The 23,653-nt window shown below is 66.1% G+C and carries 23 protein-coding genes; 16 read left to right on the top strand and 7 right to left on the bottom strand.

All coding sequences use genetic code 11. The features are described 5' to 3' along the window. Nucleotides 1-66: 66 nt before the first annotated feature. The 3 genes from C380_RS22480 to purE are packed head-to-tail and all read right to left on the bottom strand — an operon-like array spanning nucleotide 67 to nucleotide 2,761. Entirely contained in the window at nucleotides 67-1,083 is a 1,017-nt protein-coding gene (locus tag C380_RS22480) for an L-threonylcarbamoyladenylate synthase (protein WP_015016137.1), read from the bottom strand. A gap of 14 nt (nucleotides 1,084-1,097) precedes the next feature. Next, nucleotides 1,098-2,270 carry a 5-(carboxyamino)imidazole ribonucleotide synthase gene (locus tag C380_RS22475; protein ID WP_015016136.1) on the bottom strand — a complete coding sequence of 391 codons (1,173 nt, stop codon included), beginning with the start codon at nucleotides 2,268-2,270 and terminating at the stop codon, nucleotides 1,098-1,100. Next, nucleotides 2,267-2,761: a 5-(carboxyamino)imidazole ribonucleotide mutase gene (gene purE, locus C380_RS22470; RefSeq protein ID WP_015016135.1), complete on the bottom strand. Its 495-nt coding sequence runs from the start codon at nucleotides 2,759-2,761 to the stop codon at nucleotides 2,267-2,269. The genes C380_RS22475 and purE overlap by 4 nt, the downstream gene beginning before the upstream one ends. A 151-nt stretch (nucleotides 2,762-2,912) precedes the next feature. Here purE and trxA point away from each other — a divergent pair, with 151 nt between their 5' ends. Then, nucleotides 2,913-3,821: a thioredoxin gene (gene trxA, locus C380_RS22465; RefSeq protein WP_015016134.1), complete on the top strand. Its 909-nt coding sequence runs from the start codon at nucleotides 2,913-2,915 to the stop codon at nucleotides 3,819-3,821. 74 nt (nucleotides 3,822-3,895) lie between these two features. Here trxA and C380_RS22460 read toward each other — a convergent pair whose 3' ends face one another. Continuing rightward, nucleotides 3,896-4,816, bottom strand: a complete 921-nt coding sequence (locus C380_RS22460; protein WP_015016133.1) for a phosphoribosylaminoimidazolesuccinocarboxamide synthase — start codon at nucleotides 4,814-4,816, stop codon at nucleotides 3,896-3,898. Between the two features lie 223 nt (nucleotides 4,817-5,039). Between C380_RS22460 and C380_RS22455 the strand changes: the two genes are divergently transcribed. From C380_RS22455 to hprK, 4 genes are all read left to right on the top strand, one after another. Further along, a complete protein-coding gene (locus tag C380_RS22455) occupies nucleotides 5,040-6,269 on the top strand; it encodes an MFS transporter (protein WP_015016132.1) in 1,230 nt (409 codons plus the stop codon). Nucleotides 6,270-6,511: 242 nt separating this feature from the next. Then, entirely contained in the window at nucleotides 6,512-6,847 is a 336-nt protein-coding gene (hpf, locus tag C380_RS22450; RefSeq protein WP_015016131.1) for a ribosome hibernation-promoting factor, HPF/YfiA family, read from the top strand. A 114-nt stretch (nucleotides 6,848-6,961) separates the two neighbouring features. Then, nucleotides 6,962-7,429, top strand: coding sequence for a PTS sugar transporter subunit IIA (locus tag C380_RS22445; protein ID WP_015016130.1), 468 nt, complete (start codon nucleotides 6,962-6,964; stop codon nucleotides 7,427-7,429). Between the two features lie 49 nt (nucleotides 7,430-7,478). Beyond that, nucleotides 7,479-8,435, top strand: coding sequence for an HPr(Ser) kinase/phosphatase (gene hprK / locus C380_RS22440; protein WP_015016129.1), 957 nt, complete (start codon nucleotides 7,479-7,481; stop codon nucleotides 8,433-8,435). 59 nt (nucleotides 8,436-8,494) lie between these two features. On the opposite strand, the gene fur is transcribed toward hprK, so the two are convergent. Next, complete coding sequence (gene fur, locus C380_RS22435) at nucleotides 8,495-8,914, bottom strand: ferric iron uptake transcriptional regulator (RefSeq protein WP_015016128.1); 420 nt, start codon at nucleotides 8,912-8,914, stop codon at nucleotides 8,495-8,497. Nucleotides 8,915-9,003: 89 nt separating this feature from the next. Between fur and C380_RS22430 the strand changes: the two genes are divergently transcribed. The 6 genes from C380_RS22430 (at nucleotide 9,004) to lptE (ending at nucleotide 14,934) form a co-directional block, all read left to right on the top strand. Then, nucleotides 9,004-9,567 (top strand): outer membrane protein assembly factor BamE, encoded by a 564-nt coding sequence (locus C380_RS22430; protein ID WP_015016127.1) that lies wholly within the window; start codon nucleotides 9,004-9,006, stop codon nucleotides 9,565-9,567. A gap of 63 nt (nucleotides 9,568-9,630) precedes the next feature. After that, nucleotides 9,631-10,470: a 4-hydroxy-tetrahydrodipicolinate reductase gene (dapB, locus tag C380_RS22425; protein ID WP_083871639.1), complete on the top strand. Its 840-nt coding sequence runs from the start codon at nucleotides 9,631-9,633 to the stop codon at nucleotides 10,468-10,470. Nucleotides 10,471-10,482: 12 nt separating this feature from the next. Continuing rightward, nucleotides 10,483-11,163 (top strand): MotA/TolQ/ExbB proton channel family protein, encoded by a 681-nt coding sequence (locus C380_RS22420; RefSeq protein WP_015016125.1) that lies wholly within the window; start codon nucleotides 10,483-10,485, stop codon nucleotides 11,161-11,163. 23 nt (nucleotides 11,164-11,186) lie between these two features. Next, nucleotides 11,187-11,639, top strand: coding sequence for a biopolymer transporter ExbD (locus tag C380_RS22415; protein WP_015016124.1), 453 nt, complete (start codon nucleotides 11,187-11,189; stop codon nucleotides 11,637-11,639). 99 nt (nucleotides 11,640-11,738) lie between these two features. Continuing rightward, on the top strand, nucleotides 11,739-14,432 hold the full coding sequence (gene leuS, locus C380_RS22410; protein ID WP_015016123.1) for a leucine--tRNA ligase: 2,694 nt from the start codon (nucleotides 11,739-11,741) through the stop codon (nucleotides 14,430-14,432). A 4-nt stretch (nucleotides 14,433-14,436) separates the two neighbouring features. After that, nucleotides 14,437-14,934 (top strand): LPS assembly lipoprotein LptE, encoded by a 498-nt coding sequence (lptE, locus tag C380_RS22405; RefSeq protein ID WP_015016122.1) that lies wholly within the window; start codon nucleotides 14,437-14,439, stop codon nucleotides 14,932-14,934. Between the two features lie 24 nt (nucleotides 14,935-14,958). On the opposite strand, the gene rocF is transcribed toward lptE, so the two are convergent. Further along, nucleotides 14,959-15,936: an arginase gene (rocF, locus tag C380_RS22400; RefSeq protein WP_015016121.1), complete on the bottom strand. Its 978-nt coding sequence runs from the start codon at nucleotides 15,934-15,936 to the stop codon at nucleotides 14,959-14,961. A 188-nt stretch (nucleotides 15,937-16,124) separates the two neighbouring features. Here rocF and holA point away from each other — a divergent pair, with 188 nt between their 5' ends. Then, nucleotides 16,125-17,180 (top strand): DNA polymerase III subunit delta, encoded by a 1,056-nt coding sequence (gene holA, locus C380_RS22395; RefSeq protein WP_015016120.1) that lies wholly within the window; start codon nucleotides 16,125-16,127, stop codon nucleotides 17,178-17,180. Beyond that, complete coding sequence (locus C380_RS22390; protein WP_202950190.1) at nucleotides 17,153-18,526, top strand: FAD-binding oxidoreductase; 1,374 nt, start codon at nucleotides 17,153-17,155, stop codon at nucleotides 18,524-18,526. The genes holA and C380_RS22390 overlap by 28 nt, the downstream gene beginning before the upstream one ends. 377 nt (nucleotides 18,527-18,903) lie before the next feature. Here C380_RS22390 and C380_RS22385 read toward each other — a convergent pair whose 3' ends face one another. Next, nucleotides 18,904-19,188: a hypothetical protein gene (locus C380_RS22385; protein ID WP_043567011.1), complete on the bottom strand. Its 285-nt coding sequence runs from the start codon at nucleotides 19,186-19,188 to the stop codon at nucleotides 18,904-18,906. A gap of 100 nt (nucleotides 19,189-19,288) precedes the next feature. Between C380_RS22385 and C380_RS22380 the strand changes: the two genes are divergently transcribed. The 3 genes from C380_RS22380 to C380_RS22370 are packed head-to-tail and all read left to right on the top strand — an operon-like array spanning nucleotide 19,289 to nucleotide 23,587. Continuing rightward, nucleotides 19,289-20,569, top strand: a complete 1,281-nt coding sequence (locus C380_RS22380; protein ID WP_015016117.1) for a glutamate-5-semialdehyde dehydrogenase — start codon at nucleotides 19,289-19,291, stop codon at nucleotides 20,567-20,569. Between the two features lie 60 nt (nucleotides 20,570-20,629). Continuing rightward, a complete protein-coding gene (gene trkA / locus C380_RS22375) occupies nucleotides 20,630-22,093 on the top strand; it encodes a Trk system potassium transporter TrkA (RefSeq protein ID WP_015016116.1) in 1,464 nt (487 codons plus the stop codon). A 27-nt stretch (nucleotides 22,094-22,120) separates the two neighbouring features. Continuing rightward, nucleotides 22,121-23,587: a TrkH family potassium uptake protein gene (locus C380_RS22370; protein WP_015016115.1), complete on the top strand. Its 1,467-nt coding sequence runs from the start codon at nucleotides 22,121-22,123 to the stop codon at nucleotides 23,585-23,587. Nucleotides 23,588-23,653: the final 66 nt, after the last annotated feature.

The following is a 23,653-nucleotide window of genomic DNA, read 5'->3' as shown; positions in this document are numbered from 1 at the left end:
CAGAAAAGTGGGGGGTAGTTTAACGACGCAAAGTCAACGGATGTAAAGCGGCGCCATCGCGCAGGCTCAGGCGGCGGATGCGCGCTGCAGGCGGTCGCGCACGCCTTCCCAATCGGGGCTGGCGGGCGGGGTCTCGATCCAGATCAGCTTCACGCCTTCGTCGTCAAAACTGCGCAGCACGGCGAAGAGCTGCTGTGCCGTGGCCGCTGCGTCATCGGGCATGCGCCGCATGACCAGCTTGGACGACTGGGTGCGCAAGGCGGCGCGGGCGTAGACCGCGATGTGGGCCGCGTCGGCCCCCAGCACATCCAGGCTTGTCTGCAGCGCCTTGGCATCCATCAGCCGCACTTTGGCGCTGGGCGCGTAGTGGGCTTCCAGCGTGCCCGAGGCGCGGGGCGTGGCCGTGGGCAGGTCTTCCTTGGACAGGGGGGCGATGCCGCAGGCCGCTGCAATCTGAGCCCGCGTGATGGCGCCGGGCCGCAGCAGCACTGGCACACCGCGCGTGCAGTCCACGATGGTGCTTTCAATGCCCACGTCGCAGGGCCCGCCGTCCAGCACCAGCAGGTCGTCGCCCAGCTCGTCCTGCACGTGCTGGGCGGTGGTGGGGCTCACGCGGCCAAAACGATTGGCGCTGGGGGCCGCCACGCCCCAGACGGGCGGGCCACCGGCTTCGTCGCCATCGCTGGGGGCCGCGCAGGCCAGCAGCAGGGCGTGGGCTACGGGGTGTGCGGGGCAGCGCAGCCCCACGCTGTCCTGCCCGCCGGTGGCGGCGGTGGCCACGCCAGGAAGGCGCGGCAGGATGAGCGTGAGCGGGCCGGGCCAGAAGGCATCGACCAGCTTTTGCGCAAAGTCGGGCACTCGGCTGGCGAAGTGCGCAATGCCCTCGGCATTGGCCACATGCACGATCAGCGGGTGGTCGCTGGGCCGCCCCTTGGCGGCAAAGATCTGCGCCACGGCGGTATCACTGCTGGCATCGGCCGCGAGGCCATACACCGTTTCGGTGGGCAGGCCGAGCAGGGCGCCGCTGCGCACCGCGCGTGCCGCGGCGGCGATGGCCTGGGGGTCGTTGCCGTCAAGGATCATGGAAACAGCCCGGCTCAGAAGGGCTCGATGCCCAGCAGCGCTGCGGCCTGCAGGGCCGTGGCGCGCGCCGCCTCAGGGGAGGCGGCGGTGATGTTCAGGTGCCCCATCTTGCGGCCGCGCTTGGCGTCGCGCTTGCCGTACAGGTGCAGGTGGGTGCCGGGCAGGGCCAGTACCTGGGCCCAAGGTGGGGTCTGCGCCGCCTCGCCGTGGGCAAACCACAAGTCCCCCAGCAGATTCAGCATGACGGCGGGGCTGTGCTGGCGAGGCTGCGTCAGCGGCAGGCGGGCCATGGTGCGCACCTGCAGCTCGAACTGCGACACGTCGCAGGCGTTCTGGCTGTAGTGGCCGCTGTTGTGCGGGCGCGGGGCGATCTCGTTGACCACGAGGCTCCCGTCCTGCAGCACAAAGAACTCCACGCACAGCACACCCACGTACTGCAGGCCTTTTGCTACAGATTTCGCAGCATTCACCGCTTGATCCACTAGCGCTTGCGGCAGATTTCCCTCATAAACCTCGGTCACAGCCAGGATGCCGTCGCGGTGCAGGTTGCGCTGCACGGGCAGGTGCACCATGGCCCCATCGGCACCGCGCGCCACGATGACGGAGCATTCCAGCTGCAGCGGCAGCATCTTTTCCAGCACGCAAGGCACTTTGCCGACAGACTCCCACGCGGCAGCCAGCTCGGCGGGCGTCTTCACGCGCACTTGGCCTTTGCCGTCGTAGCCCATACGGGCCGTTTTCAGAATGCCTGGCAGCAGGTCGGGCGATACAGCGGCTAGTTGTTCTGCCGTTTCGATCACCGCATACGGCGCGCAGGGCACGCCGCAGGCCACAAAGTGCGCCTTCTCGCGCGCACGGTCTTGCGCCACCGACACAGCGCTGGCCGCGGGCGACACGGGGCGTTGCGTGGCCAGGGCGGCCAGTGCAGCGGCGGGTACGTTCTCGAACTCGGTGGTTACCGCATCTGACAGGCGGGCCAGCTCGGCCAGGCCCTGCGGGTCTTCGTAGCCCGTCTGGATGTGGTGGTGGCTCACCAACCCGGCGGGACTGGTCGGGTCGGCATCAAGCACGGCCGTAAAGTAGCCCATGGCCTGCGCCTGGTGCACGAACATGCGGCCCAGCTGGCCGCCGCCCAGCACGCCCAGGGTTGCACCAGGGAGCAAAGGCTTCAGGTCACTGGCGGTCATGCGGCGGGCGGCAGGGTCATGTTGCGGGCCACTTCCGTCTGCTCGGCGCGGAAGGCTTCCAGGCGCTGGCGCAGTTCGGGGCTCTCGTTGGCCAGCAGGGCCACGGCAAACAGGGCCGCGTTGGCCGCACCAGCGGTGCCGATGGCAAACGTCGCCACCGGGATGCCCTTGGGCATTTGCACAATGCTGTGCAGCGAGTCCACACCCTGCAGGTGGCGGCTGGCCACGGGCACGCCCAGCACGGGCACAGGGGTCTTGGCAGCAATCATGCCGGGCAGGTGGGCGGCGCCGCCGGCCCCGGCGATGATGGCCTTCAGCCCCCGGCTGGCGGCGGCCTCGGCGTAGGCAAACATGTCATCGGGCATGCGGTGTGCCGACACCACGCGGGCCTCGTGCGCGATGCCGAACTGTTCAAGGATTTGCACTGCATGCTGCATGGTGTCCCAGTCGCTGCTGGAACCCATGACCACGCCGATCTGGATGGGTTTCATGGTGTGGAGGGTGCTGGCGGGCAGGCTTTGTCTGCCCAGCCGCTGTAGGTGGAACCCGCGATTTTACTTTTTGCGCCCCCCTGGCAGGTGTGGGGCTGTTTCGATGGGCCAAAATAGCGCGGAAACCGCTCCACTCTAAGCCCCACACATCATGATTGACGTCACCGTAGAGAACTTTGAAGCCGAGGTGGTTGCCGCCTCGATGAATGTGCCCGTGCTGGTGGACTTCTGGGCGCCCTGGTGTGGCCCCTGCAAGTCCCTGGGGCCGGTGCTGGAGAAACTGGAGACGGAATACGCCGGCCGCTTCAAGCTCGCCAAGATCGACTCCGACCAGGAGCAGCAGCTGGCGGGCATGTTCGGCATCCGCAGCATCCCCACCTGTGTGCTGTTGATGAATGGCCAGCCTGTGGACGGCTTCATGGGCGCCTTGCCCGAAGGCCAGGTGCGTGCCTTCCTCGACAAGCATGTACCCACCGCCGAAGAAATGGTGGCCGAGGCCGAGGAAGAAGAGGCGCAGGAAGCCCTGGCAGAAGGCGACACCGGCACCGCGCTGGAGAAGCTGCAGCATGCCGTTGTGACCGACCCCGCCAACGATGACGCGCGCTTTGACTACGTCAAGCTGCTGCTGCAGCTGGGGCGCGAGGACGATGCCAAGGTGGCGTTTGCGCCCGTGATCGCCAAGGCCGCCATGTCGCGCAAGCTGGGCGCCCTCAAGGCCTGGATGGATGCTCTGGATTTTGTAGCGTCTGGCGCATACGACGCCTCCGCTGAGGCCGGATTCGAAGCAAAAATCGCAGCCAACAAACGGGATTTCGACACCCGCTATGCCCGCGCCCGCTGGCTCATCACCCAGCAGCGCTGGACCGACGCCATGGACGAGCTGCTCGAAATCCTCATGCGCGACAAGGCCTGGAGCGAAGAGATCGCCCGCAAGACCTATGTTGCCATCCTCGAACTGATCGAGGCTCCCAAGCCCAAGGTCGCCGAGGGCCAGATCCCGCCCGAAGACCCGGTGGTGGCCACGTACCGCCGACGGTTATCCAGTGTGGTGCTGAGCTGAGGGCCCATCCCCCCAAAGAAAAAGGCCCGTTAGGGGCCTTTTCTTTCGTGAACCGACGTGGGTGATGGCTCTAATCAGCTTGTCAGCCGCTCCAGCGCCTCGCGGTACTTTGCGGCTGTCTTCTCGATCACTGCCTGGGGCAGGCGGGGCGAGGGCGCTGTCTTGTCCCAGGGCTTGCCGTTGACCTGGGCCTGCTCCAGCCAATCCCGCACAAACTGCTTGTCGTAGCTAGGGGGGTTCTCGCCCTTGGCCAGGGCTTCGGCATAACCTTCCACCGGCCAGTAGCGGGAGCTGTCGGGCGTGAGCACCTCGTCCATCAGCACCAGCGTGCCGTCAGGGGCCAAGCCGAATTCAAATTTGGTGTCGGCAATGATCATGCCCTTGGCCAGGGCGATCTCGGCAGCCGCTTTGTAGATGGCAATGCTCAGGTCGCGGATGCGCGTGGCCAAGTCCAGGCCAATCATCTCCACCGTGCGTTCGAACGTGATGTTCTCATCGTGCTCGCCCATGGCAGCCTTGGCGGCGGGCGTGTAGATGGGCTCGGGCAGCTTGGCGGCGTTGGTCAGGCCTTCGGGCAGGGGCACGCCGCAGACCGAGCGAGACTCCTGGTATTCCTTCCAGCCGCTGCCGGCCAGGTAGCCGCGCACCACGGCTTCGACCGGGATGGGCTGCAAGCGCTTCACCAGCATCGAGCGGCCACGGATCTGAGGGGCTTCTTCGGGGCTCACCACGCTCTCGGGGGCGTCGCCGGTGAGGTGGTTGGGGCAGATGTGGCCGAGCTTGTCGAACCAGAACAGGGCCATCTGGGTGAGCAACTCGCCCTTGCCAGGAATGGGTTCGCCCATGATCACGTCGAAGGCCGACAGGCGGTCGCTGGCCACCATCAGGATGCGGTCGTCGCCCACGGCGTAGTTGTCGCGCACCTTGCCGCGTGCCAGCAGGGGCAGCGAAGTCAGGGCCGAAGTGTGCAGGGCGGTGGAGCTGGGCTGGGTCATGGTGTCGGTGTGGGCGGTGGGTGTCCGCTGCGGGCAATCCGAAGAACGTGGGGGGAGGTGCATGCGGCAGGCAGGGCCTAGGCGCAGCCGATAGATTTTACGCGCCGGTCTGGGGCGCGGCGGTTTTCGTGGGCCCACACTGAGGAGTTGGTCACGCGCCCCACGCAGGCTTGCGGCACACTGGGCGGCCCTGAACCTGACCAGGCCTTAATGGCCGCTTGCTGTGTCTTCCTCTACCCCTGAGCTTTCTCCCCGCCGTGAACTGTGGCTGCTGCTGACGCTGGCCGGCATCCAGTTCACACACATCCTGGACTTCATGATCATGATGCCGCTGGGCCCGCAACTCACGCAGCTGTTTGCGATCACGGACGCGCAGTTTGGCTTGCTGGTGTCGGCCTACACGCTGTCGGCGGGGGCATCGGGCCTGCTGGCCTCCACCTACATCGACCGCTTTGGGCGTAAGCGGCTGCTGCTGGTGCTCTATGGTCTGTTCGGGCTGGCGACGCTGGCCTGCGGCCTTGCGCCTACCTATGGCACGCTGATGGTGGCGCGCATTCTTGCGGGCACTTTTGGCGGCGTGCTGTCGGCTCTGTCGCAGACCATCGTGGCGGACGTGGTGCCCTTTGAGCGGCGCGGGCGTGCCATGGGTATTGTGATGACGTCGTTTTCCGTCTCCACGGTGGCGGGCGTGCCCCTGGGGCTGATTCTGGCGCAGTACGGGGGCTGGCACCTGCCGTTCATCGGCATTGCCGCCATGGTGGGTATGCTGGCTGTGCAGGCGGCCCGCACGTTGCCGACCATGGCGGGGCATGTTCAGGCCGCCAGCGGTCGGTCGGTGCTGGGCGGTATCCGGCAGGTGCTGGCGGATGGCAACCACCGGTGGGCGTTCCTGTTCTCGGCGTTGCTGATGTTTACGGGTTTTACCGTCATCCCTTACATCACCATCTACATGCAGACCAATGCCGGTGTGCGTGCCGATCAGGTGCCGCTGGTGTACCTGTGCGGCGGGGTGGTGACGTTGTTCACTGCGCGCCTGTTCGGACGCATGACCGACCGGCATGGCAAGGTGCCCACCTTCCGGTGGCTGGCGATCGCGGGGCTGCCGTGCATTCTCGGCATCACGCTGGTACAGGGCTTGCCGCTGTGGGGGGTGTTGGTGGTGTCCACCCTGATGTTCACCTTTGTCAGTGGCCGCATGATTCCTGGCATGGCCATCATCGCCTCAGCGGCACATGCGCCCTTGCGGGGAACCTTCATGACGCTGAACGCCTCGGTGCAATCGGCGGCGATGGGCGTGGCGTCTTTTGTGGGTGGGGTCCTCATCAGCCGTGATGCGCAGGGGCTGGTGCAGAACTACTGGGTGGCCGCGCTGGTGGGCATCAGCGCCAGCCTGCTGTCGATGCTGGTGGTGGGGCGTCTCACGCTGCATGGCGCGACGCCGTCGGCTCGGTGAAGAAGAAGGGGCTCGTGCTGACGTTGGCCAGCCCCTTCAATCCGCCCATTGTGCGCGCTTTTCGGGCGCTTGGCACCTTGCCGGGCATAACCCAGCGGCCTGCGGCGGTATGGGATTGCATTTCGGGGAGGGCGGGGGCATAGTGAACCCACGACGTCAACAAAAGATGCATCCAAGTTCGCCGAGCCGCTCCTCTGATCCAGGACGGCGTTTTTCCACCGAGAGCCACAGGAGACTTATTTATGAACTTGACGATCAGCGGTCACCACCTCGAAGTTACTCCCGCCTTGCGCAACTACGTCACCACCAAGCTGGACCGGATCACCCGCCATTTTGACCAAGTTGTCGATGTCAAGGTACTGCTGACGGTAGAGAAGCAAAAGGAAAAGGAAAAGAGACAGCGAGCGGAATGCAACATTCACGTCAAGGGCAGCGACCTGTTTGCCGAAAGCTCCCACGCCGACCTGTACGCCGCCGTGGACGAACTGGTCGACAAGATGGACCGTCAGGTTGTGCGCCACAAGGACCGTTTGCAAGACCATCACCACGAAGCCGCCAAGCGCGAACTGCACGCTTGATGCGCCAGCCCTGAGCCTGGCACAGCAGCCGCCCCTACCCGGGCGGTTTTTTTGTTGCCTGACGCGCCGCGCTCAGGGTTTTCGCCAATATGTGCATAATTGTTACCCTTGACCATGAACCGACTCGCCTCCATCCTGCCCTCCGCTCAAGTGCTTGTGAGCGTGGACGCCACCAGCAAGAAGCGTGCTTTTGAAGAAGCGGGTCTGCTGTTCGAGAGCCAGCACGGCCTCTCCCGGGCGCTGATCACCGACAGTCTGTTTGCCCGTGAACGCCTGGGCTCCACTGGGCTCGGCCATGGCGTGGCCATTCCCCACGGACGCATCAAGGGCCTCAAGGCGCCGATGGCGGCTGTGTTCCAGCTGCTCAACCCCATCGGATTCGATGCGCCGGACGAGCTGCCGGTGGGCCTGCTGATCTTTCTGCTGGTGCCCGAGGCGGCCACCCAGAAGCACCTGGAAATCCTGTCCGAAATCGCCGAGCTGCTCAGTGACTCGGCCTTGCGCGAGAAGCTCAAGGCCTGCACCGACGCCACGGAACTGCACGGCATGATTGCAGGCTGGCAGTCCACGCAGGCTGCCTGAGCCCTGGCACACACATTCCCCACGCCGCCTTTGCACTGACTGAACCGCCGTGAAGCCCAATGTTGTCAGTGCCGACGTCCTTTTCGAAGAATTTCGTGGCCTGCTGAAGTGGGAGTGGGTGGCGGGCCTGGGGGCCTCCGAGCGCCGCTTCGATGAAGTGGCAGTGCGTTCCGCGCGTTCCGGCGCCGACCTGGTCGGCTACCTCAACTACATCCACCCCTACCGGGTCCAGATCCTGGGCGAGCGCGAGATTGCGTACTTGAGCAACGCATCCCCCGACGATTGCAAGCGCCGCATTGCCCGCATCGTGACGCTGGAACCACCGGTGCTGGTGCTGGCCGACAACCAGACCGCACCCGATGCGCTGGTGTCGATGTGTGAGCGCGCGCAAATCCCGATGTTCTCCACGCACGAGTCGTCGGCGTTTGTCATCGACGTGCTGCGCGCTTACCTGTCCAAGCACTTCGCCGACCGCACCACCATGCACGGCGTGTTCATGGACATTCTGGGTCTGGGCGTGATGATCACCGGCGAATCGGGTCTGGGCAAGAGCGAGCTGGGTCTGGAGCTGATCTCGCGTGGCAACGGCCTGGTGGCCGACGATGCCGTGGACCTGTTCCGCATCAACCAGACCACCATTGAGGGCAAGTGCCCCGAGCTGCTGCAGAACCTGCTGGAGGTGCGCGGCATCGGCCTGCTCGATATCCGTGCCATTTTTGGCGAGACGGCAGTGCGACGCAAGATGCGCCTCAAGCTCATCGTGCATCTGGTGCGCAAGGAGACGCTGGAGCGCGACTACGAGCGTCTGCCCTACGAGCCGCTGACACAGGACGTGTTGGGCGTGCCGGTGCTCAAGGTGGTGATCCAGGTGGTCGCCGGCCGCAACATCGCCGTGCTGGTCGAGGCCGCCGTGCGCAACACCATCCTGCAACTGCGCGGCATTGACACCTACCAAGAGTTTGTCGAACGCCATCGCCGCGCCATGGAGCGCGATACGGGTGGCTAGTCTGCTCTGTATTTGATAGCTATTGCGCTTGAGGGACGGGCGCAACGGGCCTCAGAGAGTTACCCTTTCTTGGCGCAGTCCGCGCACTGTCCGTACAGCGCCATGGTGTGGTCCTGCACCAGCCAGCCCTTGGCCTTGGCCACGGCATGCTGCCGCTTCTCGATCTCGGGGTCGTAAAACTCTTCCACCTTGCCACACGAAGTGCAGATGAAGTGGTCATGGTGCTGCCCTTCATTGAGCTCGTACACCGCCTTGCCGCTCTCGAAGTTGCTGCGGATCAGGATGCCGGCCTGCTCGAACTGCGTGAGCACCCGGTACACGGTGGCTAGGCCGATGTCCGACCGCTCTTCCAGCAGCACACGGAACACGTCTTCGGCCGTCATGTGGCGCTGCGCACCCTTCTGGAAAATCTCCAGAATCTTCAGGCGGGGCAGTGTGGCCTTGAGTCCCGTGCTTTTGAGTTCGTCGATATTGGTCATGGCTGGCTCTTTCGGGGGCAGGCAACCGGCCCAGGGGCTGGAGGGGCTGCCGCTACAATGGGACGATCATATCCTTTGGCCTTTTACCCATGCCCGTCCAAGCCCGTTACAGCGCCCGTCTGGGCCTGGTTGTGTTGATCGGTGCCAGCATGGCCGCCCTGACCGGTTGCGGCAGTCTGGATGGCGCCAGCAGCCGCATCGCCAACATCGTCAAACCCTACCGGGTGGACGTGGTGCAGGGCAATTTCGTGTCCCGCGAACAGGTCGAAGCCCTGCAGCCCGGCATGAGCCGCCAGCAGGTGCGCGAGATTCTCGGGACGCCGCTGGTCACCAGCCTGTTCCATGCAGACCGCTGGGAGTACGTGTTCACGCTCAAACGCCCCGGCGAAGAGGTCCAGACCCGCAAGCTGACCGTGTTCTTCAAGGGTGATGCCCTGGAGCGCTCCGAAGGCGATGAAATGCCGACCGAGACCGAATTCGTCGCCACCCTGGGGGCGCGCGACAACGCCAAGGGCAAGGTGCCGGTGCTGGAAGCCACGCCGGAGCAACTGGCCAAATACCCGGTCAAGGAGCGCCCCGCGCCCGCCGCGACCACGACCCCGGCATTGCCCGCCACCACCAGTTACCCGCCGCTCGAAGCGCCTGCGCGCTGACCCTTGCGGCTCTGGCAGTGAGCCCGGTGCGCTGGCTGCCCTTTCATTGAACAGGACTTCTTCATGACCGCGACTTCCTCGCCTGCGGCTCCCGCGGCATCTCCCCTTCGTGTAGCCGTTGCAGGGGCTTCAGGCCGCATGGGCCGCATGTTGATCGAAGCCATCCGCGCCAGCGACGACTGCGTGCTGGCTGGTGCGCTGGACGTGGCCGCCAGCCCCGCGGTCGGCTCTGACGCCACCGCCTTTCTGGGCTATGCCAGCGGCGTGGCCATCACGGCCGATGTGGCGGCAGGCCTCAAGAACGCCGAGGTGCTCATCGACTTCACCCGCCCCGAAGGCACGCTGGCCCACCTGGCCGTGTGCAGCCAGCTGGGCGTGAAGGCCGTCATCGGCACCACCGGCTTCACCGATGCGCAAAAGGCCGAACTCGACGCCTACGCACAGCGCACCGCCATCATGTTCTCGCCCAACATGAGCGTGGGCGTGAACGTCACGCTCAAGCTGCTGCAAATGGCCGCCAAGGCCATGGCCACGGGGTACGACATCGAAATCATCGAAGCCCACCACCGCCACAAGGTCGATGCACCCTCGGGCACTGCGCTCAAGATGGGTGAGGTGATTGCCGAAGCCCTGGGCCGCGATCTCAAGGACTGCGCCGTGTACGCCCGCGAAGGCGTGACGGGCGAGCGCGACCCTTCCAGCATCGGCTTTGCGGCCATCCGGGGCGGCGACATCGTGGGTGACCACACCGTGCTGTTTGCCGGCATCGGCGAGCGCATCGAGATCACGCACAAGTCCTCCAGTCGCGCCACATATGCGCAGGGCGCCTTGCGCGCCGTGCGTTTCCTGGCGACCCACAAGACTGGCATGTTCGACATGTTCGACGTGCTGGGCTTGCACTGATCCGCCGACCCCATGGACGCGCTCCACTGGTGGCGCCAAGGCGATGCCGTCACGCAAAGTGCGGCACTGGTCTTGCTGGCCATGTCGGTGGCGAGCTGGGTGGTCATTGTGTGGAAGCTGCGGCTCATGCGGCGTGCCAGTGCCGACGTGGCCCGCTGCACGGCCGCGTTCTGGCAGGCGCCGTCGCTGGCCCTTGCGCAGCAGCGTTTGCAGTCTTTCGACCGGGATGCGCTAGTGCTTCCTTTGGTGGCTGCTGCAAATTCAATAGCAAATCACGACAACGTTACCCCACCCACGCTGGCCACGGCCGGCAGCCTGTCGCAGCGGCTCACCCGCGTGCTGCGCGATGCCCTGCACGATGTACTGGGGCGCTTGCAGTTTGGCCAGGTGCTGCTGGCCACGGTGGGCTCCACGGCGCCGTTCGTAGGGCTGCTGGGCACCGTGTGGGGCATCTACCATGCGCTCACCGCCATGGCAGGCGCGGGGCAGATCACCATTGACCGCGTCTCCGGTCCCGTGGGCGAGGCCCTGGTCATGACGGCGGCCGGGCTGGCCGTGGCGATCCCTGCCGTGCTGGCCTACAACGTTTTTGGCCGCCTGCTCGGGCGCATTGAGGCGGATCTGGAAGGGTTTGCGCGCGATCTTCGCGAGCTGGTCATCGACACCTCTGTCCCCGCCGATCCTCGGCCTTGAGCTCCAGAAAGCTTGACCGCGCCATGGCCTTCGGAAGACTCGAACGCACCACCGGGCCGCAGCCCATGAGCGACATCAACATGACGCCGCTGGTGGACGTGATGCTGGTGCTGGTGGTGATCTTCATCCTCACGGCGCCGCTCCTGGCCAGCTCCATCCGGCTGGACCTGCCGCGCACCGAAGGCGCCACGCCCGGCACGGCCCCGCAATTCGTCACGCTGGTGGTCGACGCCTCGGGCCAGGCCTTTCTGGATGATCAGCCCCTGTCGCAGGCTGCGCTGGCCGAGCGCCTGCGCCGCATTGGTGCTGAGCGGCCCGACACAGAGGTGCAACTGCGCGCCGACGCTGCCGTGCCCTATGGCCGCGTGGTCGAAGTCATGGGCGCGGCCCACCTGGCCGGGCTGCAGCGCATCGGATTTGTGGCCGAACCTGCGGCGAACCCGGTGTCGCCTGCACCCCTCGCTCCGTCCCGCTGACGCGCCCGGACGGCTGGGCCGCCAGCGCCAGCCCCTGACCGCCTAAAATCCCTGCAGCGCGGCCCTGCGGCTGCACTCTTCTCTCACCCCCGAGCCCCCATGCAAGACAAATACTCTCCCCAAGACGTCGAACGCGCGGCGCACGACCACTGGACCGCCACCGACGCCTACCGCGTGACGGAAGACACGAGCAAGAAGAAGTTCTACGCCTGCTCCATGCTGCCCTACCCCAGCGGCAAGCTGCACATGGGCCACGTGCGCAACTACACCATCAACGACATGCTCACGCGCTATCTGCGCATGAACGGCCACAACGTGTTGATGCCCATGGGCTGGGACGCTTTCGGCCTGCCCGCCGAAAACGCGGCGCTCAAGAACGGTGTGCCCCCGGCCAAGTGGACGTACGAGAACATCGCGTACATGAAAAAGCAGATGCAGGCCATGGGCCTGGCCATCGACTGGAGCCGCGAAGTCGCCACCTGCGACCCTGAGTACTACAAGTGGAACCAATGGCTGTTTTTGAAGATGCTGGAAAAGGGCATCGCCTACCGCAAGACCCAGGTCGTGAACTGGGACCCGGTGGACCAGACCGTGCTGGCCAACGAGCAGGTGATTGACGGCAAGGGCTGGCGCACCGGTGCCGTGGTCGAGAAGCGTGAGATCCCTGGTTACTACCTCAAGATCACCGACTACGCCGAAGAGCTGCTGGGCTTTGTGACCGGCGACCAGCTGCCCGGCTGGCCCGAGCGCGTCAAGCTGATGCAGGAAAACTGGATCGGCAAGAGCGAAGGCGTGCGCTTTGCATTCACGCACGACATCGCTGGCGACGACGGCGCATTGATCGGCGACGGCAAGATGTACGTGTTCACCACGCGCGCCGACACCATCATGGGCGTGACCTTCTGCGCCGTGGCGCCAGAGCACCCTCTGGCCACGCACGCCGCCAAGAGCAACCCGGCGCTTGCAGCCTTCATTGAGGAATGCAAGACCGGCGGCACCACCGAGGCCGAGCTGGCCACGCAAGAGAAAAAGGGCGTGCCCACGGGCCTGTACGTCACGCACCCGCTCACCGACGAAAAGGTGCAGGTCTGGGTCGGCAATTACGTGCTGATGGGCTATGGCGACGGCGCCGTGATGGGCGTGCCCGCGCACGACGAGCGCGACTTTGCCTTCGCCCTCAAGTACGGCATCGAGATCAAGCAGGTGGTGCTGGTGGACGGCGAAACGTTCAACTACCACCAGTGGCAGGACTGGTACGGCGACAAGCAGCGCGGCGTGACCATCAACTCTGACAGCTTCAGCGGCCTGTCGTACAAGGAAGCCGTGAACGCCGTGGCCCATGCGCTGGAGCAAAAGGGCCTGGGCGAGAAGAAGACCACCTGGCGCCTGCGCGACTGGGGTGTGAGCCGCCAGCGCTACTGGGGCACACCGATCCCGATCATCCACTGCGACGAGCACGGCGCCGTGCCGGTGCCGGAAAAAGACCTGCCCGTGGTGCTGCCGCAAGACTGCATTCCCGACGGCTCGGGCAACCCGCTGCACAAGCACGAAGGCTTCCACGCGGGCGTGACCTGCCCCGTGTGTGGCAAGGCTGCCCGCCGCGAGACGGACACCATGGACACGTTCGTGGACAGCTCGTGGTACTTCATGCGGTACTGCGACCCCAAGAATGCGGACGCCATGGTGGCCGGTGGTGCCGACTACTGGATGCCGATGGACCAGTACATCGGTGGTATCGAACACGCCATCCTGCACCTGCTGTACGCCCGCTTCTGGACCAAGGTCATGCGTGACCTGGGGCTGGTGAAAGTGGACGAGCCCTTTACCAAGCTGCTCACGCAGGGCATGGTGCTCAACCACATCTACAGCCGCCGCACTGCCAAGGGCGGCAAGGACTACTTCTGGCCGCACGACGTGGAGCATGTGCTCGATGAAGGCGGCAAGATCATCGGTGCCAAGCTCAAGAACGAAGCCACCAGCGGCGACGGCATGTTGCCCGTGGGCACGCCCATCGACTACGAGGGCGTGGGCACCATGTCCAAGTCCAAGAACAACGGCGTGGACCCGCAGGACCTGATCGAGAAGTACGGCGCCGACACGGCCCGCCTGTACACCATGTTCACCGCGCCGCCCGAAGCCACGCTGGAGTGGAACGACGCTGCGGTGGAAGGCAGCTACCGCTTCCTGCGCCGGGTGTGGAACTTCGGCCTCAAGCTCGCCGCCATCGACCGCGATGCCGCCATGGCCAGCGTGGCCGGTGCCAGCAGCCTGCAGGACGTGCAGTTTGGCAAGGAGGCCAAGGCCCTGCGCCTGGAGATCCACAACGTGCTCAAGCAGGTGGACTACGACTACCAGCGCATGCAGTACAACACCGTGGTCTCCGGCGCGATGAAGATGATCAACGCGCTCGAAGATTTCAAGGCCATGGACTCGGCCGGTGCCCAGGTGGCGCTGATCGAAGGCTTTGGCATCCTGCTGCGCTGCCTCTACCCCGCCACGCCCCACATCGCCCACAGCCTGTGGACGGGCCTGGGCTACGCCGGTGCGTTGGGCGACCTGCTCGATGCGCCCTGGCCGCAGGTGGATGCCGGCGCCCTGGTGCAGGACGAGATCGAACTCATGCTGCAGGTCAACGGCAAGCTGCGCGGATCCATCCATGTGCCCGCCCAGGCCGACAAGGCCGAGATCGAGCGCATTGCGTTGGCCAGCGAGGCCTTTGTGGCCCAGGCCGCAGGCGCTCATCCGAAACGCGTGATCGTGGTGCCAGGTCGTCTGGTGAACGTGGTGGTCTGACCCCATGAACAAACGCACACTGCTCAGTCTGGCCCCGGTGGCCCTGTTGTCTGCCTGCGGATTCCGGCTGCGTGGCGTGCCGGAGTTCGGGTTTGGCTCGCTCTACATCGTGGCACCAGCCAGTTCGCCGTTGGCGCGGGAGCTGCAGCGCACGCTCGACGGGTCTGGTAGCCAGCTCAAGGTGCTGCGCGACCCGGCTAGCATGCCGACGGCAGAGGCCATTTTCGACCTGCTGCAGGAGCAGCAGGAGCGCGTGGTGGTGGGCCTCAACGCGTCGGGCCAGGTGCGCGAGCTGCAGCTGCGCCTGCGTATCAAGTTCCGCCTGCGCACGCCCACGGGCGTGGAGCTGATTCCCGACACGGAGCTGCTGCAGCAGCGCGACATCAGCTACAACGAAACCATTGCGCTGGCCAAGGAGGCCGAAGAGGCGCTGCTCTACCGCGACATGCGGACCGATCTGGTGCAGCAGCTCATGCGCCGTCTGGCCGCTGCCAAGCGTTAGGAGCGGCTCTGAGCGTCTGCGCGCTCAGGCGCTCAGCGTCGGTCCCTGGCCGTGCGAGGGCACGCGCATCAGCGTGCTCTTGCCAAACAGCGACTCCACCAGGTCCACCGCCAGCACGGCAGTGCGGTTGCGCACATCCAGCGCGGGGTTGAGCTCCACAATGTCCAGCGAGGCCAGGCGCCCGCTGTCGGCAATCATCTCCATGCACAGCTGTGCCTCGCGGTAGGTGGGGCCGCCGGGCACCGTGGTGCCCACGCCAGGGGCAATGTCGGGGTCCAGAAAATCCACATCAAAGCTCACATGCAGGTGGGTGTGTGCATCCAATCCGGCCAGCGCCTGCTGCATGGTCTGGCGCATGCCCACCTCGTCGATGTAGCGCATGTCGAACACCTCCAGGCCCTGCTCGTGCACAAAGCGCTTTTCGCCTGCGTCCACGCTGCGGATGCCAATCTGCCGGATCTGTGACGGGTGCAGCGCCGGGCCACCGCCCGGCATGCGGGCCAGCCCGGTCAGTGCTTCAGGGCCAAACCCGCACAGGCAGGCCACGGGCATGCCATGCACATTGCCGCTGGGCGTCAGGGCACTGGTATTGAAGTCGGCGTGGGCATCCAGCCATAGCACCCGCAGCTTCTTGCCCACCTCCGCGCAATGGCGGGCCACGGCGCTGATGCTGCCCAGGCCCAGGCAGTGGTCACCCCCCAGCAGAATGGGCAGGTGGCCCAGCTGCAGCTCGGCATACACCGCGTCGAACACGCGCTGGTTCCACTCCACCACCTCGGGCAGGTGGCGGTAGCCGTCCATCGGCGGCTGCCACGGGTTGGCCGGACCGCTCAGGTTGCCCCTGTCAAACACCTGCAGCCCGTGGGACTCCAGCGCTGCCTGCAGGCCCGCCACACGCAAGGCCTCGGGCCCCATGGAGGCGCCACGTGCACCTGCGCCGATGTCGGTAGGGGCGCCGATCAGGCTGGTGGGCTGGGCGCTGCGCAGGGCGGTGGGAGGCATGGCAATCTGACTTTCTGGGGTATGGCAGTGAGCGGCAAGGGCGTGGGCGCCGGGGGGAATTCTCAGGGCTTTGGGCGCCAATGAACAGCGCCGCAGCTGATCGGTTCGTGGCCTCCCTTGTGCACTGTGAGGGTATCCGCTGGCAATTTGCGCAATGCCGGGTCTGCCCAGGCGATAAACTTTGCCGCATGCAAGTCGCCCTGGCCCAACTCTCTCAGCATCTTCAACGGGGCCTGTCGCCGCTGTATGTCCTGCATGGCGACGAGCCCTTGCTCCAGCAAGAGGCGGCCGACGCCATCCGCGCCACAGCCCGCACGCAGGGCTACACCGAACGCAGCAGCTACACCGTGGCAGGAGCCCACTTTGACTGGAGTGCGGTGCTGGCAGCTGGTGGCTCGCTCAGCCTGTTTGCCGACAAGCAGATCGTCGAGATCCGCATCCCCTCGGGCAAGCCCGGCAAGGACGGCAGCGTGGCGCTGCAGCAGATCGCTGAATCAGCCCGGGGCAACGACAGCACCCTCACCATGGTCATGCTGCCGCGCCTCGATAAAGCCACCAAGACCGGCGCCTGGTTTGCCGCGCTGGAGGGCAACGGCGTCTCCATCCAGATCGACCCCATCGAACGCGGCCAGCTGCCGCAGTGGATTGCCCAGCGACTGGCCCAGCAAGGCCAGCGCGTGGTGGCGGGCGAAGAAGGCCAGCGCACCCTGCAGTTTTTTGCCGACCGCGTGGAAGGCAACCTGCTGGCCGCGCACCAAGAGATTCAAAAGCTCGCGCTGCTGCACCCGGCGGGTGAATTGACGCAAGCCCAGGTCGAAGCCGCCGTCCTCAACGTGGCGCGCTACGACGTGTTCAAGCTGTCCGAATCCGTGCTGGCCGGGCAGACGGCCCGCGTGCAGCGCATGCTCGACGGCCTGCAGGCCGAGGGCGAGGCCGAAGTGCTGGTGCACTGGGCGCTGGCCGAAGACATCCGCGCCCTCAAGCGCGTAAAGGATGCGATGAACGCCGGCCGCCCTCTGCCCATGGCCCTGCGCGAGAACCGCATCTGGGGCCCCAAGGAGCGGCTGTTTGAACGCATCCTGCCCAAGGCCAGCGACGCCGCCCTGGCGCGCCTGCTGCAGTCGGCGCACACGGTGGATGGCATCGTCAAAGGCCTCAAGCAGCCCGACTGGCCGCAAGACGGCTGGCAGGCGCTGCAGCGCCTGGCGCTGCAACTGTGCCGCTTGACCAGCGCGGCCCGGTGATGGCGGCCGCTGCGGCCCCGCTGCCTTTGCGCCTGCCCCACGACGACGCCACCAACGGCTGGTCCGCCATCCTGCCCTCACGCACGCCGCGCCCCGCGCTGCAGGGCGATGTGCAGGCCGACTGGCTGGTGCTGGGCGCGGGCTTTGCGGGCCTGGCCGCTGCGCGCCGCCTGGCCGAGCTGCGCCCGCACGCCCACATCGTGGTGGTGGACGCAGGCACCGTGGGCAACAACGCCTCGGGCCGCAACTCGGGCTTTGCCATCGATGTGCCGCACAACATTGGCAGCTCGCTCGAAGAACTGCGCCAGGCCGCGCACTACCAGGCCCTGCTCACGGCGGGCATGAACGACCTGGAGGGGCTGGTGGCGCAGCACCGCATCGACTGCCAGTGGCGCCGCGCAGGCAAGTACCACTGCGCCGTCTCGCCCGCCGCCGAGCGCACGCTGCAGCACCATGTGGACGAGCTGCGCGCCCTGGGTGCTCCGCACGCGCTGCTGGACCGCAATGCTCTGGCCGCCCGCCTGGGCACCCGCTACTTTGCCGCCGGGCTCTACACGCCGGGCACCGTGCTGCTCAACCCCGCCGCGCTGTGCCGGGGCCTGGCCGACGCGCTGCCTGCCAACGTGACCTTGCATGAGCAAACGCCGGTGCAACGGCTGGATTTTTCGGGCGGCAAGGTCGTGGTCCACACCCCGCAAGGCTGCGTGCGTGCGCCGCAGTTGCTGCTGGCGGCCAATGGCTTTGCGCAGCAGCTGGGCTTGTTCGGCAGTGCCTGGGGCGCGGAGACGTTTCCGCTGGTCACCTTCGGCTCGCTCACCGCGCCGCTCACGCCCGAGCAGCGCAGCCGCCTGGGCGCGCCCGAGGGCTGGGGCGTGACGCCTGCGAGTGCTGTGACCGGGGCCACGCTGCGCTACACGGACGACCACCGCATTCTGGTGCGCCAGGGCTTTGAATATGCGCCGCATTTCCGCGTCAGCCCTGCGGTGCGCGAGCGGGTGCGACGCGAGCACGCTGCCGTGTTTGCCGCGCGTTTTCCGCAGCTGAGTGATGTGGCGCTGGAGCATTTCTGGGAAGGCTCGATTGCCATCACCCGCAATGGTGCGCCGCGCTGGGGGCGGCTGGCGCCGCAGGTGCATGGGGTGGCGGGGTGCAATGGGGCGGGGGTGGTGAAGTTCACGGCACTGGGGGCGTTGGCGGCGGATTTGGCACTGGGGCAGGACCATCCGTTGTTGGCGCATGCCTTGGCCTTGGGTGGGCCGACGCGGATGCCGCCCGAGCCGTTCATGGGGCTGGGGGTGCGGGCTTATATTGCGCGGGAGAAGTGGTTGGGGCGGGCGGAGGTTTGATTATTTTTGGCTTCTAGTGCTTGTGAGATAAGCGCTGGCAGCTATCAAATTGGTAGTGGTTGTCGGGGCTTGCTCGCTGATTTGGTGGCATGCCTGTGCGCGCGGCGGGAGCCGGGTTGTCGCCCCGGCGGGCGAGGTACTTTTCTTTGCTTCGCCAAAGAAAAGTACCCAAAAGAAAGGCGACCCCACTGTCTGCGTCCCTGCGCTTCGCTTCGGGCAACCTGCGGTGCTCGCGTCCAGCGGGGTCTCGCTCGAACTCGCTGCGCTCAGACAATCGCGAGCCCTGATCCGCTGGCCGCTGCGCTCCTCGGCGCCTACAGAGGGGAGGGGAAACCAACAGCCACTCGGGCCATCGCTGCGCTCGGCCCTTGGGCGTGTCAGAGGGCGTTCAATATGCCCTGTGCTTTTTCTGCCCACATCGTCAGGTTCGCTACCAAATCCTTCTGGCTGAACGAGCAGCTTTCCTCTGAAAACAACGCACTCGATTCCAACCGGTCCAGCAGGTTCAGCAGCACTTCGCTGTAGCGCGGGGGCAGGGCGGCGAGCAGGGTGGTTTGCTGGCGGGCCAGGGTGCTGAGGGTGGCGGCGGTGTGGTCGCCGCGGTCAAAGGCTTGCAGGGCCTGGGTGAAGGTGGTGAGCTGGGTGTGGGCGGTGTCGGTCATGGCGTAGCCGGGCGGATCGATGGTGGGTGACAGGCCCGAGGGTAAAGCAGCCATGGGCCCGCGCCCACCGGGCCGATACCAAGTGCGGCAAAATCGCTGGATGAACGCCCTCAACGTCGCTGAATACACGCACTCTCTCGGTCTCCAGGCAAAAACGGCCTCTGCGCTGATGGCCAAAGCGCCGGCAGCTATCAAAAACAAAGCGCTCAAAGCGCTCGCCCGGTTGCTGCGCGAGAACGTGGCCCAGCTCCAGATCGACAATGCCAAAGACCTGGAGCGCGCCGTGGCCAATGGGCTGGCGGGCCCGATGGTGGACCGGCTCAAGCTCACCCCCAAGGTGCTGGAGACTTGCGCCGAGGGCTGCGAGCAGCTGGCCGCCATGCCCGACATCATTGGCGAGATCCTGGGCATGAAGCAGCAGCCCAGCGGCATTCGCGTGGGCCAGATGCGGGTGCCGATTGGCGTGTTCGGCATGATTTACGAGAGCCGTCCCAACGTCACCATCGAAGCCGCGTCGTTGTCGATCAAGAGCGGCAACGCCTGCATCTTGCGTGGCGGCTCCGAGGCGATTGATTCGAACAAGGCACTGGCCAAGCTGGTGCAGCAGGCGCTGGCCGAGGCCGGACTGCCGCAAGACGCGGTGCAACTGGTGCAGACCACCGACCGCGAGGCCGTGGGCCAGCTCATCACCATGCCGCAGTTTGTGGACGTGATCATCCCGCGCGGCGGCAAGGGCCTGATCGAACGCATCAGCCGCGATGCCAAGGTGCCGGTGATCAAACACCTGGACGGCAACTGTCACACCTATGTGGACGACCCCTGCGACATCGCCATGGCCGTCAAGGTGGCCGACAACGCCAAGACCAACAAGTACAGCCCCTGCAACGCGAGCGAAGGCCTGCTGGTGGCGCGTGGCGTGGCGGCAGATTTTCTGCCCCAGATCGGCGCGGTGTACGCCTCCAAGGGCGTGGAGATGCGCGGTTGCCCCGAGTCGCTGGCGATTCTGCAATCGGTGGCGGGTGCCCACCTGGTGCCCGCCACCGAGCAGGACTGGAGCGAGGAATACCTGGCCCCGATCATCAGCGTGAAGATTGTGGCGGGGGTGGATGAGGCCATTGCCCACATCAACCGCTACAGCAGCCACCACACCGACGCCATCCTGACGCGCGACCACATGCATGCCCAGCAGTTCCTGCGCGAGGTGGATTCGGCCAGCGTGATGGTGAACGCGAGCACGCGGTTTGCCGACGGCTTCGAGTATGGGCTGGGCGCCGAAATCGGCATCAGTACCGACAAGTTCCACGCGCGCGGCCCGGTGGGCATTGAAGGCCTCACTTCGCTCAAGTACGTGGTGCTGGGCGAGGGCGAGGTGCGGGCTTGATGCGCTCCTAAAACAATAGCTGCTGGCGCATGTTCGACTAGCGCTTGCGGCCAATTTCACATGAAAATCATCATCCTCGGCGCCGGCCGCGTGGGCCAGAGCGTGGCAGACAGCCTGGTGTCCGAGCGCAACGACATCACAGTCATCGACACCGATGCCGCACGCCTGCGTGACCTGGAATCGCGGTTTGACCTGCGCGGGGTGGTGGGCAACGGCATCGAGCCCGCCGTGCTGGCCGAGGCGGGGGCCGAGGACACTGACCTGCTGATCGCCTGCGCCGCGCAGGACGAGACCAACCTGGTGTGCTGCAAGATCGCGCAGCTGCTGTTCAACATCCCCAAGCGCATCGCGCGGGTGCGGTCTACAGGCTTCGAGGCCCATGAACGGCTGGTCGGCCCCGAGGGGTTTGCGGTGGACCGCATCATCTGCCCCGAAGAATCGCTGACCCGCTACATCGGCAAGCTCATCGAGTACCCCGAGGCCATGCAGGTGCGCGAATTTGCCGGGGGCCGCGCTTGCCTGGTGTCGGTGCGGGCGCGGGTGGGGGCTCCCATGGTCGGGCACTCCATCGGCGCGCTGCGCGAGAGTGCGCCGGAGCTGGCGATGCGCATGGTGGCCATCTACCGGCGGTTCCCGGACGAGCCTGACCGTTTCATCGCCTGCGACGGCAGCACGCGCATCGAGCCGGGGGACGAAGTGTTCGTGCTGGCCGCGCACGAGCACATTGCCAACGTGCTGGCCGCCCTGCACCGCCCAGCCTCCCAACAGCCCCAGCCCGTGCGCCGCATCATGATTGCGGGCGGCGGCCGCGTGGGCCTGCGGCTGGCGCGGCAGCTCAGCCAGGCGGGCGGGCGCTTTCACATCAAGATCATCGAGGACCATGCGGACCGCTGCGTGGAGCTGGCGTCGGCCCTGCCGCCCGAGGTGCTGGTGCTGCAGGGTGATACCACCGACGAAGACCTGCTGGGTGACGAAGGCATCGAGGAGGTGGACCTGTTCCTCGCGCTCACCGACGACGACGAGGACAACATCATGTCCTGCCTGCTGGCCAAGCGCATGGGCGCGAGCCGGGTGCTGGCCCTCATCAACCGGCGCAGCTATGCCGACCTGATGCACGGCACGCAGATCGACATTGCCCTGTCGCCCGCGCAGGCCATGCTGGGTGAGCTGCTAGCCTATGTGCGCCAGGGCGACGTGCAGGCTGTGCACAGCCTGCGCCGGGGCGTGGCCGAGGCGCTGGAGATCGTGGCGCGTGGCGACCGCAAAAGCTCGCGCGTGGTCGGCCGCAAGGTCAGCGACCTGCAGCTGCCGCGCGATGTGCACATCGGCCTGATCGTGCGCGGTCTGCCCGACGCGTCGGAAACGGCGGGGGCAGCGGCTGCCGATCTGCGCGAGCCCGAGGTCATCATTCCGCGCAGCGCCACGGTGATCGAGAGCAACGACCATGTGGTGTTTTTCCTGCCCAACAAGCGGCTGGTGCGCGACGTGGAAAAGCTCTTCCGCGTGAGCGCAACTTTTTTCTGACCCGGCACCGAGCTGCGCGAGACCTCCATGACGGACATGTTTCCCGTTCTGCGTGTGCTGGGCATTCTGTTGATGATCTTCTCGCTGTCCATGGGCCTGCCGCTGGCGGTGTCGCTGTGGACGCGTGATGGCGTCTGGTTTGTGTACCCGCTGTCCATCGCAGCCACGATGCTGGCCGGCGCGTGGCTGTGGTGGCGGCTGCGGCTCTTTCGGCAGGAGCTGCAACCGCGCCATGGCGTGATGCTGGTCTCGCTGGTGTGGGCGCTGTTGCCCCTGTCGGCCGCGCTGCCGCTGATGCTGGCCGGGCACCACACCGGGCACCCGCTGTCGTTCACGCATGCCTACTTCGAGGCGGTGTCGGGCCTGACGACCACGGGCTCCACCGTGCTGGCGGGCCTGGATGCGTTGCCGGTGTCGGTGAATGTGTGGCGCACCTTTTTGCAGTGGATGGGCGGCATGGGCATCCTGATCCTGGCCGTGGCTGTGTTGCCGCTGCTGGGCGTGGGCGGCAGCCAGCTGTTCAAGGCCGAGGCGGCGGGGCCGCTGAAGGACACCAAGCTCACGCCGCGCATGACCGGCACGGCCAAGGGGCTGTGGGGGGTGTATGCGCTGTTTTCCACGCTGTGTGGCCTGGCCTACTGGGCCGGGGGCATGGCCCCGCTGGATGCGTTGATGCACATGTTCACCACCGTGAGCCTGGGCGGGCTGTCATCGCACGACCTGAGCTTTGGCTACTTCCAGTCGCCGCTGCTGGAGGCGATTTGTATCTTCTTCATGCTGGTGGCCAGCTGCAATTTTGCGCTGTACTTCGTCGCCATTCGCAAGGGCCAGTGGGGCGGATTCTGGCGCGACCCGGAGCTGCGGGCCACGCTGGTGACGCTGATTGGCGGCGGTCTGCTGGTGGCGCTGCTGTTGTGGGCCAAGGGCGTGTATGGGCCGCTGGACGCGCTGCGCCATGGCATGTTCAACCTGGTGTCGCTGGCCACCACCACCGGCTACGCCACGGTGGACTACCTGGCATGGCCCGTGTTTGCGCCGGTGTTCATGCTGCTGCTGTCGGGCGTGGCCACCAGTGCGGGCTCGACGGGCGGGGGCATCAAGATGGTCCGTATGCTCATTCTGGTCAAGCAGGCGCGCCGCGAGATGAACCGCCTGGTGCACCCGCGCGCCGTGCAGCCGGTGCAACTGGGTGGCGCTGCAGTGGACAACCGGGTGATCTTCTCGGTGCTGGCCTTCATGCTGGTCTATGGCGGCACGGTCTTTGGGCTGAGCATGGTCATGTTGCTGACGGACCTGGACCCCGTGACGGCGTTCTCGGTGGTGCTGGCCAGCGTCAACTGTGCGGGACCAGGGCTGGGCAGCGTAGGGCCGGCGTCCAACTACGCGGTGCTCACCGATTTCCAGATCTGGGTGTGCACCCTGGCCATGCTGCTGGGGCGGCTGGAGATACTGAGCTTCATGGCCTTGCTGACCCCTGCGTTCTGGCGCCGGTAGGCGGCAGGGCCGTGGCATCACCCAGGGGTGGCTTGCGAAAACTCGGCCTGACCCCACATCCTACAA

Origin of the sequence: Acidovorax sp. KKS102 (assembly GCF_000302535.1) — a bacterium.
In the GTDB taxonomy this organism is placed as follows: domain Bacteria; phylum Pseudomonadota; class Gammaproteobacteria; order Burkholderiales; family Burkholderiaceae_C; genus Acidovorax.
The sequence above is the reverse complement of the archived record's forward strand: the minus strand, read 5'-3'. Positions and strand labels throughout refer to the sequence as shown.

What these genes read in the sequence shown, in the direction of transcription:
- C380_RS22480 (WP_015016137.1), bottom strand. Translation starts at nt 1,083, where the DNA reads ATGATCCTTGACGGCAACGACCCCCAGGCCATCGCCGCCGCGGCACGC.
- C380_RS22370 (WP_015016115.1), top strand. Translation starts at nt 22,121, where the DNA reads ATGACGGACATGTTTCCCGTTCTGCGTGTGCTGGGCATTCTGTTGATG.
- holA (WP_015016120.1), top strand. Translation starts at nt 16,125, where the DNA reads ATGCAAGTCGCCCTGGCCCAACTCTCTCAGCATCTTCAACGGGGCCTG.
- dapB (WP_083871639.1), top strand. Translation starts at nt 9,631, where the DNA reads ATGACCGCGACTTCCTCGCCTGCGGCTCCCGCGGCATCTCCCCTTCGT.
- C380_RS22460 (WP_015016133.1), bottom strand. Translation starts at nt 4,816, where the DNA reads ATGACCCAGCCCAGCTCCACCGCCCTGCACACTTCGGCCCTGACTTCG.
- C380_RS22475 (WP_015016136.1), bottom strand. Translation starts at nt 2,270, where the DNA reads ATGACCGCCAGTGACCTGAAGCCTTTGCTCCCTGGTGCAACCCTGGGC.
- C380_RS22415 (WP_015016124.1), top strand. Translation starts at nt 11,187, where the DNA reads ATGGCCTTCGGAAGACTCGAACGCACCACCGGGCCGCAGCCCATGAGC.
- leuS (WP_015016123.1), top strand. Translation starts at nt 11,739, where the DNA reads ATGCAAGACAAATACTCTCCCCAAGACGTCGAACGCGCGGCGCACGAC.
- C380_RS22380 (WP_015016117.1), top strand. Translation starts at nt 19,289, where the DNA reads ATGAACGCCCTCAACGTCGCTGAATACACGCACTCTCTCGGTCTCCAG.
- rocF (WP_015016121.1), bottom strand. Translation starts at nt 15,936, where the DNA reads ATGCCTCCCACCGCCCTGCGCAGCGCCCAGCCCACCAGCCTGATCGGC.
- trkA (WP_015016116.1), top strand. Translation starts at nt 20,630, where the DNA reads ATGAAAATCATCATCCTCGGCGCCGGCCGCGTGGGCCAGAGCGTGGCA.
- C380_RS22445 (WP_015016130.1), top strand. Translation starts at nt 6,962, where the DNA reads ATGAACCGACTCGCCTCCATCCTGCCCTCCGCTCAAGTGCTTGTGAGC.
- C380_RS22420 (WP_015016125.1), top strand. Translation starts at nt 10,483, where the DNA reads ATGGACGCGCTCCACTGGTGGCGCCAAGGCGATGCCGTCACGCAAAGT.
- fur (WP_015016128.1), bottom strand. Translation starts at nt 8,914, where the DNA reads ATGACCAATATCGACGAACTCAAAAGCACGGGACTCAAGGCCACACTG.
- C380_RS22430 (WP_015016127.1), top strand. Translation starts at nt 9,004, where the DNA reads ATGCCCGTCCAAGCCCGTTACAGCGCCCGTCTGGGCCTGGTTGTGTTG.
- trxA (WP_015016134.1), top strand. Translation starts at nt 2,913, where the DNA reads ATGATTGACGTCACCGTAGAGAACTTTGAAGCCGAGGTGGTTGCCGCC.
- lptE (WP_015016122.1), top strand. Translation starts at nt 14,437, where the DNA reads ATGAACAAACGCACACTGCTCAGTCTGGCCCCGGTGGCCCTGTTGTCT.
- purE (WP_015016135.1), bottom strand. Translation starts at nt 2,761, where the DNA reads ATGAAACCCATCCAGATCGGCGTGGTCATGGGTTCCAGCAGCGACTGG.
- hpf (WP_015016131.1), top strand. Translation starts at nt 6,512, where the DNA reads ATGAACTTGACGATCAGCGGTCACCACCTCGAAGTTACTCCCGCCTTG.
- C380_RS22385 (WP_043567011.1), bottom strand. Translation starts at nt 19,188, where the DNA reads ATGACCGACACCGCCCACACCCAGCTCACCACCTTCACCCAGGCCCTG.